Source organism: Janibacter corallicola NBRC 107790, from assembly GCF_001570965.1.
Taxonomy (GTDB): Bacteria; Actinomycetota; Actinomycetes; order Actinomycetales; family Dermatophilaceae; genus Janibacter; species Janibacter corallicola.
On sequence record NZ_BCSR01000012.1, the window covers coordinates 53,715 to 62,728 of the forward strand.

General features: G+C 74.7%; 10 protein-coding genes and 1 pseudogene. 6 read left to right on the forward strand and 5 right to left on the reverse strand.

Annotated features, from left to right (window positions below):
* The first annotated feature begins 1 nt into the window (after position 1).
* From JCO01S_RS06935 to JCO01S_RS06945, 3 genes are read left to right on the forward strand one after another with little or no spacing between them, the layout of a single operon-like run.
* Positions 2 to 544, forward strand: coding sequence for a DUF1697 domain-containing protein (locus JCO01S_RS06935; protein ID WP_068252827.1), 543 nt, complete (start codon positions 2 to 4; stop codon positions 542 to 544).
* Positions 541 to 1,260: a Dph6-related ATP pyrophosphatase gene (locus JCO01S_RS06940; protein WP_068252828.1), complete on the forward strand. Its 720-nt coding sequence runs from the start codon at positions 541 to 543 to the stop codon at positions 1,258 to 1,260. Before JCO01S_RS06935 ends, JCO01S_RS06940 begins: the two co-directional genes overlap by 4 nt.
* A gap of 21 nt (positions 1,261 to 1,281) precedes the next feature.
* Positions 1,282 to 1,869, forward strand: a complete 588-nt coding sequence (locus JCO01S_RS06945) for a mismatch-specific DNA-glycosylase (RefSeq protein WP_068252831.1) — start codon at positions 1,282 to 1,284, stop codon at positions 1,867 to 1,869.
* Positions 1,870 to 1,878: 9 nt separating this feature from the next.
* Here JCO01S_RS06945 and JCO01S_RS06950 read toward each other — a convergent pair whose 3' ends face one another.
* Genes JCO01S_RS06950 through JCO01S_RS06960 form a run of 3 tightly spaced genes read right to left on the reverse strand, consistent with a single transcriptional unit; the run spans position 1,879 to position 3,994 of the window.
* Complete coding sequence (locus JCO01S_RS06950; RefSeq protein WP_068252835.1) at positions 1,879 to 2,346, reverse strand: PaaI family thioesterase; 468 nt, start codon at positions 2,344 to 2,346, stop codon at positions 1,879 to 1,881.
* Positions 2,347 to 2,381: 35 nt separating this feature from the next.
* Positions 2,382 to 3,257 carry a diacylglycerol/lipid kinase family protein gene (locus tag JCO01S_RS06955; protein ID WP_068252838.1) on the reverse strand — a complete coding sequence of 292 codons (876 nt, stop codon included), beginning with the start codon at positions 3,255 to 3,257 and terminating at the stop codon, positions 2,382 to 2,384.
* Between the two features lie 29 nt (positions 3,258 to 3,286).
* Entirely contained in the window at positions 3,287 to 3,994 is a 708-nt protein-coding gene (locus JCO01S_RS06960) for a polyamine aminopropyltransferase (RefSeq protein WP_068252841.1), read from the reverse strand.
* Between the two features lie 47 nt (positions 3,995 to 4,041).
* Here JCO01S_RS06960 and JCO01S_RS06965 point away from each other — a divergent pair, with 47 nt between their 5' ends.
* From JCO01S_RS06965 to hrpB, 3 genes are read left to right on the forward strand one after another with little or no spacing between them, the layout of a single operon-like run.
* The gene (locus tag JCO01S_RS06965; protein WP_068252844.1) at positions 4,042 to 4,602 is read left to right on the forward strand and encodes a GNAT family N-acetyltransferase; all 561 of its coding nucleotides are present in this window, start codon (positions 4,042 to 4,044) and stop codon (positions 4,600 to 4,602) included.
* A complete protein-coding gene (locus JCO01S_RS06970) occupies positions 4,599 to 5,372 on the forward strand; it encodes an SDR family NAD(P)-dependent oxidoreductase (protein ID WP_068252851.1) in 774 nt (257 codons plus the stop codon). The genes JCO01S_RS06965 and JCO01S_RS06970 overlap by 4 nt, the downstream gene beginning before the upstream one ends.
* 4 nt (positions 5,373 to 5,376) lie before the next feature.
* Positions 5,377 to 7,986 carry an ATP-dependent helicase HrpB gene (gene hrpB / locus JCO01S_RS06975; protein ID WP_068252854.1) on the forward strand — a complete coding sequence of 870 codons (2,610 nt, stop codon included), beginning with the start codon at positions 5,377 to 5,379 and terminating at the stop codon, positions 7,984 to 7,986.
* A gap of 80 nt (positions 7,987 to 8,066) precedes the next feature.
* Here the strand turns inward: hrpB and JCO01S_RS06980 are convergent, their stop codons facing one another.
* Both JCO01S_RS06980 and JCO01S_RS15670 read right to left on the reverse strand, forming a co-directional pair.
* Positions 8,067 to 8,900 carry a VOC family protein gene (locus tag JCO01S_RS06980; protein ID WP_068252857.1) on the reverse strand — a complete coding sequence of 278 codons (834 nt, stop codon included), beginning with the start codon at positions 8,898 to 8,900 and terminating at the stop codon, positions 8,067 to 8,069.
* A pseudogene (locus JCO01S_RS15670) lies at positions 8,897 to 9,014 on the reverse strand (DUF664 domain-containing protein); the annotation flags it as partial. The gene JCO01S_RS06980 and the pseudogene JCO01S_RS15670, both read right to left, overlap by 4 nt.

The following is a 9,014-nucleotide window of genomic DNA, read 5'->3' on the forward strand; positions in this document are numbered from 1 at the left end:
CATGAACCGCTACGCCGCGCTGCTGCGCGGGATCGCGCCGAGCAACCCGAACACGAGGAACGACCGCCTCCGCGGGGTCTTCGAGGAGCTCGGCCTCGAGCACGTCACCTCGGTGCTGGCCAGCGGCAACATCCTCTTCCGCAGCGACGACGGGGACGTGCCCGCGCTCGAGCGCCGCATCCAGTCGGCCCTGACCGAGCGGCTCGGCATCGGCGGCGGCACGATCATCCGCGAGCACGCCGAGCTGCGTGCCCTGCTGGCGAGCGACCCCTTCCCCGGGCTCGTCCACGGCCGCGGCAGCTACCTGACGGTGACCTTCCTCAAGGAGGGGACGCCGGAGCCGCAGCTGCCCGAGCTCTCCGATCCGCGCATGCGCATCGTCGGGCACGACCGGGACGCCCGCGCCGTGCTGACCGTCATCGACAACAGCGAGCCGGGCAGCACCCCGGACTTCATGAGCTGGCTGGAGCGCACCCACGGCAAGGACATCACCACCCGCACCTGGCTGACCGTGCAACGGATCGTGGCCAAGCTGGAGGCGTGATCCCGGCCGTGCAGCGGGTCGCCTTCCACTGGAGCGGCGGCAAGGACTCCGCCCTCGCGCTCATCGCACTCCTCGATGACGAGGACGTGCTCGTCGACCGGCTCGTCACGACGGTCGAGCGCGGCCGGAATGCCTCGACCGTCCACGACATCCCGACGGCCCTGCTGCGGGCGCAGGCCGAGAGCATCGGTCTGCCGCTGCACACGGTGGCGATCCCCGGCCCCGGACTCACCGGCTACACCGAGGCGATGGCCGCGGCCGCGGCGGAGATGCGAAGGGAGGGCATCGACGCCTTCGCCTTCGGGGACCTCGCCGCCTCCGGCGTCCTCGAGCACCGGCGGGAGCAGGCCCGGCCGCTGGGGATCGAGGTGCTCACGCCGCTCGGGGAGCTGACCTCCACGGAGTGCATCGAGCACGTCCTCGCCTCGGGCATCCGCGCCACCACGGTCGTCGTCGACGCCTCGCTGCTCGGGCCGGAGGCGGTCGGCGTCCCTCTCGACCGGGGCTTCGTCACGAGCCTGCCGCCCGGCGCCGACCCCTGCGGCGAGCTCGGCGAGTACCACTCCTTCGCCCACGACGGTCCGCTCTTCCGGTGGCCGGTCCCCTTCGTCCTGGGGGCGGCGCGCCGGACCGAGGAACGGATCCGGACCACGGAGGGCCTGCGGACCTACGCCTACTGGATGGCCACGCCGCTGCCGGCGTCCCATCCCGGGTAGCCCCTGTGTAGCGTCGATCTCATGCCCTCGCGCCGCAGCTTCACCCGTGCCGAGCTGCAGACCTTCCGCGACACGGAGGTGCCCGACCTCCTGCCCTGCCCGGGGCAGGACCTGCGCCTGCTCTTCGTCGGGATCAACCCCGGCCTGTGGACCGCGGCGACGCAGACCCACTTCGCCCATCCGGGCAACCGCTTCTACCCGGCACTGCTGCAGGCAGGGGTCCTCCGGCAGCGCGTCGACCCCTCCGCGGGGATGAGCGACGCCGACCGCGAACACGTTCGCGAGCGCGGGATCGGGATCACCAACATCGTGCGCCGGGCGACCGCACGGGCCGACGAGCTCACCGCCGCGGAGCTGCGCGAGGGCGGTGAACGGCTGCGCGAGACCGTGCGCACCGCGGCTCCGGCGGTGGTCGCCGTCGCCGGGATCACGGCCTACCGCAAGGCCTTCGGGGCGCGCGGAGCCGCCGTCGGCGAGCAGCCGGAGGCCTTCGAGGGCGCCGGGCTGTGGGTCGTGCCCAACCCCAGCGGGCTCAACGCCCACGAGACCATCGACTCGCTCGCCCGCGCCTACGCCGGGCCGGCGCGGGCCGCGGACGTCATCGGCTGAGCCGCCGGCTCAGCCCCGGCCCATCCCCTCCGGCATGAGCACCGCGACGACCTTGCCCTTCGCGACGACCGTGCCGTTCGCCTCGACGGTCTCGGAGACGACGACCTTGCGTTCGGTGACCTCCTCGATGACCCCGCGCAGCGTCAGCTCCACGCCCATCGGGGTGGGCGCGACGTAGTCCACGTGCAGCGAGCCGGTCACGTAGCGCAGCGGTGGCTCGCTTCCCATCTCGCGGCCCTGCGCCCGGTGCCCCGCGGCGGAGGCACTCCCGGTGCCGTGGCAGTCGACGAGGGAGGCGATCAGCCCGCCGTAGACGTACCCGGGCAGTGCGGTGTGCTCGGGACCCGGGGTGAAGGTCGCCACCGTCTCGTCACCGTCCCAGTAGGACTTCAGCTGGTGACCGGAGGCGTTGTTGGCCCCGCAGCCGTAGCAGTGCGAGAGCTCGGGCGGGTAGGTGTCCTGGAATGCCTGACTCATGCTCCGCACGGTAGCCCGCCGTGGGGAGGGAGACGTCAGGCGAGGATGCGCAGCGCCCCCGGCAGGACGGTGAAGGTCATCGGCGTCCGGCCGACGAGGTCGCCGTCGGCGTACACGCGATACCCCTCCGGTGCACTGACCTCGACCTCCTGCCCGTGGTCGCCCCGGATGTCGACCCCGTCGACCTGGGTGCCCCGGAAGTAGCGCGGCAGCAGGAGGGGGTACCGCCACCGGGGCAGCCCCTCGACGGTGGTGATGGCGAGCCGGCCGTCCTCGAGGCTGGCGCCGGGCGTGGCGATCATCCCGGCACCGAAGTGCCCGGAGTTGCCGATCGCGACACCCCAGCCCCGGAAGCTGCGCGTCACCCCGTCGGTCGACATCGTGATTGACGTCGGGCGGCTCTCCAGGAGCGCCCGCGCCCCGCCGTAGACGTACACGAGCCCGCCCGGCAGCCGGGCCGGCGCCTCGTTCGCGTGGTGGTTGGCCAGCGAGTCGTAGCCCACCGTGGCCACCCCGAGGAAGGGGACCTCCCCCGCCATGCCGATGTCCACCCGTCGCTCCGTGGCGAACGGGAGGCGCTCGGCCGCCTCACGCAGGTCCCGGGAGCCGCCGATGGCCCGGATGAAGTCACAGCCGCGCCCACCGGGCAGTGGAGCCACGACGGCACCGGAGCGGACCGCACCCTCGGCCACCCGGGCCATGAGCCCGTCACCGCCGAGGGCGAGCAGCAGCTGCTTCTCCGGGTCGGCGCCGGCACCGACCTGCACCGCGTGCGCTGCCGACCGCGTGACGACCACCTCGACCGACCAGCCGTGCGAGCGCAGGACCTCGCTCGCCTCCCCCACCATGTTCCGGGCGCGACCGTTGCGGGCGGCGGGGTTGACGACGAGCAGGACCTCACGCGCAGTCATCGCGATCCTTCTTCCGGGGTCGGTGGCGGTCAGCGGGCGACGTAGACGGTGTTGCTGGACTCCCCGCGGGTGAGGGGGTTGGCGAAGCTGACCACGTGCGCCACCACGTCATCGAAGACCTGCTCCAGCAGGCCGGTGAACCCCGCCTCCGGGGGGTCGTCGGACCAGAGCGCGAAGACGCCTCCGGGCCGGAGGTGCTCGGTGAGCCGACGCAGCCCTGCCTCGGAGTAGAAGGGGGCGTGCCCCGGGTGGAGCAGGTGGTCCGGCGTGTGGTCGATGTCCAGGAGCACCGCGTCGACGCGCCGACCCGGCGAGTCGGCGTCGAAGCCGCCCTCGGAGGCAGCCAGCGCGAAGAAGTCCTCGTGCCGGAGCCGGGTGCGGGGGTCGCGCACGAGGGCGGCGGCATCCGGCAGCAGCTCGCGCTCGTGCCAGTCGATGACCTCGGCCATCGCCTCGATGACGACGAGCGAGCGCGTCCGCGGGTCCTCCAGCGCCGCCCGGGCGGTGCAGCCGAGCCCGAGGCCGCCGACGACGACGTCGAGCGCCTCCCCCTTCGCCTCGGCCAGGCCCAGCCGGGCCAGCTCGATCTCGGCGACGGTGAAGAGGCTCGACATGAGGAACTCGTCGCCGAGCTTGACCTCGTACACCTCTGCCCCCGTGGTGGGCTCGGCCCGCCGCCGCAGGCTGATCTCACCGCGTGGGGTCTCGCTCCAGGCCAGTTCCTCGAAACGTCGCACGCGAGACAGTGTGACCTCTCCCGGTGGCCCGGGGCAGGATTGACACCGTGATCACCATCCGTCCTCGCCGCGACGCGGACCTCGTCGAGCTCGGGCAGATGCTCCTCGAGCAGCAGCCGGTGTCCGGCTACCCGCACCACATGCCGCTCAGGAGCACGGCCGAGGCCTTCATCCGCCGGCCGGGGCAGCGCGCGGCGTGGGTCGCGGAGGAGGACGGCCGGTTGCTCGGGCACGTCGCGATCTCCGTCCCGGCGGATCCGGCGACGCTGCCGGAGGGCGACGCCGACCTCATCCGCGAGTGGATGGGGGCGCACGACCGACCGCACGACCGCCTCGGCGAGGTGGTGCTGCTCTTCACCTCCCTGGCGGCGGCCGGCACCGGGGTCGGGCGTCGTCTGCTGGACACCGCCGTCGCCGCCATGGACGAAGGGGGCCTCGCCCCCTGCCTCGACGTGCACGTCAACGGGGCGGGGGCGCTGCGGCTGTACCACCGGACCGGGTGGCAGGAGGTCGGTCGGGCCCGACCGACCTGGCTCGACGCGGACTCGCCGGACGTCGTCGTGATGGTCCTCCCCCGCGGCCGACCGGCGGGCAGACTGTCGGTATGAGCCACTCCCGCGCCGTCCTCGTCACCGGTGCCTCCCGCGGCATCGGGCGCGCCGTCGCGAGGGCCTTCGCCGAGCACGGGGACCGCGTCGCGGTCCACGTCCGCTCGGCGGTGGCGGAGGGTGAGTCGACGGTCGCCTCGCTCCCCGGCGAGGGGCACGCGCTGGTCACCGCCGACCTCGGGGACGCCACGGCCGCAGCTGAGCTCGTCGCGAGGGCGGAGGCGGCGCTCGGGCGGCCGGTGACCGTGCTCGTCAACAACGCCGGGATCGCGACCACGCCCGCGCTCGCCCATCCGCCGGCGGAGACCTCGGCGACAGAGTGGCAGGCGGCGTGGGAGGAGTACCTGCGGGTCAACGCCCTCGGCACCGCGATGGTGACCCACGCGATGACCCGCCGGCTCATCGAGGTCGGGCTGCCCGGCCGGGTCGTCTCGATCGGGACCCGCGGGGTGCACCGGGGCGAGCCGGAGTTCCCCGCGTACGCCGCCTCCAAGGCCGCGTTGCACTCGATGGACGCCTCGCTCGCCGTCGCGCTCGCGCCCCACGGGATCGCCGTGGCGACCGTCGCGCCGGGCTTCGTCGAGACCGAGAGGGTGAGGGACCGGCTGGACTCCGCTGCGGGGGAAGCCATCCGGGCGGACTCCCCCTTCGGCCGGGTGGGGCGCCCCGAGGAGGTGGCCTCGGCCGTGCTGTGGTTGGCCTCCCCGGAGGCCGTCTGGACCTCCGGCGCCACGCTCGACCTCAACGGTGCCTCCCACCTGCGACCATGACGCGGTGAGCGACGTCGACCCGGCCCGCATCGGTGCGGGGCTCCCCTTCGCCGAGGCGCTGGCGGACCTGCGCGCGGCGGTCGAGGGGCGCGGCGTGGCCGTCGTCCAGGCGCCGCCGGGCTCCGGCAAGACGACCCTCGCGCCGCCCCTGCTCGCCGACGTCGTCGAAGGCCGGGTCGTCGTCACCGGGCCGCGCCGGGTGGCCGTCCGCTCCGCCGCCCGGCGCCTCGCCCGGCTGACCGGCACCGACCTCGGCGACCTCGCCGGCTACACCGTGCGGGGCGAGCGGCACGTGCGGCGCTCCACGCGAGTCGAATTCGTCACCCCAGGGGTGCTCGTGCGCCGGCTGCTCTCCGACCCCGAGCTCACCGACACCGCCGCCGTCGTGCTCGACGAGGTCCACGAGCGGGCGCTCGACACCGACCTGCTGCTCGGGATGCTCGCCGAGGTGCGCCAGCTGCGTGACCTCCCGCTCGTCGCGATGTCCGCGACCCTCGACGCCCCCGGGATCGCCCGTCTGCTCGGTGACGACGTCGGGCCCGCGCCGGTCGTCGACAGCGAGGGCTCCCTGTACCCGCTCGAGGTCGAGTGGCGGCCCGCGCCCGGACCCCGGACCGATGCCCGGGGCGTGTCCCTCGACTTCCTCGAGCACGTGGCCACCACGACCGCGGCCCACCACGGCGAGGGGGACCGCGCCCTGAGGCGCGACGGAGCGGGTCCCACGCCCCGCGTGGGCGCCTCGAAGGGCGACACCCTCGTCTTCGTCCCCGGCGCCCGCGAGGTGGACCGGGTCGTGGAGCGACTGCGCGGCCTCGTGACCGGAGCCGAGGTCCTGCCGCTGCACGGCCGGCTCGCGCCCCGCGAGCAGGACAGGGCGATCAGCACCGGGGACGGCCCCCGGATCATCGTCTCGACCGACCTCGCCGAGTCCTCCCTCACCGTGCCCGGCGTCCGGCTCGTCGTCGACGCCTGTCTCTCCCGCGAACCGCGACGCGACGCCGCCCGCGACATGACCGGCCTCGTCACGGTGCAGGCCTCCCGGGCCTCGATGACCCAGCGGGCCGGGCGCGCCGCCCGCCTCGGTCCGGGCCGGGTGGTCCGGCTCGTCGAGGAGTCGGTGTGGACCCACGCCCCCGAGCACGTCACGCCGCAGATCACCACCGCCGACCTCACCGACACCGCGCTGACACTGGCCGCGTGGGGGTCGCCGCGCGGTGACGACCTGCCGCTGCTGACCCCACCACCCGCGGTCGCGATCACCGCCGCCGAGCGGACGCTGCGGGGGCTCGGACTGATCGACACCGACGGCCGCATCACCGACGACGGGCTCGCCGCGACCCGGGTCCCCGCCGATCCACGCCTCGCCCGTGCCCTGCTCGACGGCGCGCCGCTCGTCGGACCCCGTCGCGCAGCGGAAGTGGTCGCCGTGCTGTCCGGCGACCTGCGCAGCGAGGACGGTGACCTGGACCGGCTGGTCGCCGAGCTGCGCTCCGGCCGGGTCCGCGATGCGGCCCGGTGGCGTCGCGAGGTCGATCGGCTGACCCGGCTGGCCCCCGCGGGGGACGGGACGTCGGCGGATGGCGGGGACTGCTCCACCGGCGACCGGGACGCCGGGCGCGAGGGCGGTCCGGTCTCGGGGCTCGTCACGGCCCTGGCCCACCCGGGGCGGGTCGGGCGCCGCGTCGGCGACGGCCCGACCTACCTGCTCGCCTCCGGCACCCGGGCTGCGCTGCCGGCGGGAAGCCCCCTTCGCCACCACGAGTGGGTGGCCGTGGCGGACGTGGGACGCACCGACGCGAAGGTCGCGGCCGGCACCGGTGCCGTCATCCGCCTCGCGGCCGGGATCGATCGCGGCGACGCCGAGACCGCCGCGGCCGGGCTGCACGTCCGCGAGGTCCGCGCCGAGCTGGGCGAGGGGCGGGTCCGTGCCCGCGAGGTCGATGCCATCGGCGCGATCGAGCTCGCCTCCACCCCGGTGCGCGCCGACGCGGCGACCGGCGCCGGTGCCGTGGAGCGCGCCCTCGCCGCCGGGGGACTCGATGTCCTGCACTGGTCCGAGGCGGCCGATCGCCTCCGGCGGCGCCTCGCCGCGCTGCACCACCACCTCGGTCAGCCGTGGCCGGACGTCTCCGACGACGCGCTGGCCGGCCGGCTGGCCGAGTGGCTCGGCCCGGAGCTGCAACGGATCGCCACGGGGACCCCGGTGGGCCGGATCGACCTGACCGACCCCCTTCGCCGGCTGCTGCCCTGGCCGGAGGCGACCCGGCTGGAGGAGCTGGCTCCGGAGCGGCTGCAGGTGCCCAGTGGCTCCCGCGCCGCGATCACCTGGCCGCCGCACGACGACCCTTCTGCCGCACCGGTGGTCGCGGTGAAGCTGCAGGAGTGCTTCGGCCTCGCCGAGACCCCTCGTCTCGTCGACGGCCGGGTTCCGGTGCTCTTCCACCTGCTCTCCCCCGCCCGGCGGCCGCTCGCGGTGACCGACGACCTGGCCTCCTTCTGGTCCGGGCCGTATGCCCAGGTGCGCGCCGAGATGCGCGGGCGCTACCCGAAGCATCCGTGGCCGGAGGACCCGTGGAGTGCACCGGCGACGGCACGCACGAAGCACCGGATGTGACCCGCCACGGGTGCCGTCCGGAGTGCTGTCGGCCTACCCCGCGTCGACGTCCTCGCGCGGGCGGTACCGCCGACCGACGATCATCGGCGCGAGCGGCCCGTGATCCGCAGGTAGTAGCCGTCGGGGTCGTGCACGCGGAAATCGGTCAGGTGCCACTCGCGCTCGGTGAGGTCCTCGGCGGGCTCGATCCCCGCAGCGAGGACCCGGTCGCGCTCGGCCCGCACGTCGTCGACGTCGAGGACGATCTCGGTGCCGCTCGGGAGGTGCCGGTGCTCCGCCGGTCGGGCGGGGGACTCGAGCATCCCGATCCGCACAGCGTCCCGGCCGATCCACGCGTACGGCGGATGGTCCGTGCGGGAGAGCACCTCGAAACCCAGCGCGGTGTAGAAGCGCAGTGAGGCCTCGATGTCCGCGGGAAAGATCTCGATCCGCAGCGTCATCCCCACCCCCTCCCCACTGGCACCTGTTGCGGCTGCCACGAGCCGTCGCAGCACCCACCGGTAGCCGGGTGCGGCCATGCGCGCGGCGACCGCCTCGAGCGGGCGCGCGGGGGCCGGGAGCCAGGGGAGGGTCAGCTCCTCGCGCCACCGGACCACAGCCCCGCCGCGAAGGGGGTCCACCCGCACCTCGATCCGACCACCGACGACCCGGCCGACCTTGACGACGGTCGCGGTTCCCCCTTCGGCATCAGTCGGTGGGGACCACGTGGTGATGCGCATCGGGTCCTCGAAGCCGACCGGGCCGAACGACGTGCGGCCGGTGAACCCGGCCCGGTCGCCCAGCCGGGTCGCCGGCGGGTCGAGGTCGACGCGGGTGAGCGGGACGAGCGCGCTCTGCCGGTCGAGGTCCCAGACCCGTTCCCAGGCCTGCGCCGGGGTCAGGTCGGTCTCGACCCGGACCAGGAACTCGCTCACGCGTCGGTCGGAAGGAGCCCACGCAGGAAGGCGGCCTGCCCGATGTGCTGGGTGTCGTCGTTGACGACACTGACGAGCCGCACTCCGAGGGTGACCGGCGGGTCCCAGGAGGTG

Excerpts from the sequence above, each read along its gene's own strand:
- JCO01S_RS06935 (WP_068252827.1), top strand. The coding sequence starts at position 2 with ATGAACCGCTACGCCGCGCTGCTGCGCGGGATCGCGCCGAGCAACCCG.
- JCO01S_RS06945 (WP_068252831.1), top strand. The coding sequence starts at position 1,282 with ATGCCCTCGCGCCGCAGCTTCACCCGTGCCGAGCTGCAGACCTTCCGC.
- JCO01S_RS06950 (WP_068252835.1), bottom strand. The coding sequence starts at position 2,346 with ATGAGTCAGGCATTCCAGGACACCTACCCGCCCGAGCTCTCGCACTGC.
- JCO01S_RS06955 (WP_068252838.1), bottom strand. The coding sequence starts at position 3,257 with ATGACTGCGCGTGAGGTCCTGCTCGTCGTCAACCCCGCCGCCCGCAAC.
- JCO01S_RS06970 (WP_068252851.1), top strand. The coding sequence starts at position 4,599 with ATGAGCCACTCCCGCGCCGTCCTCGTCACCGGTGCCTCCCGCGGCATC.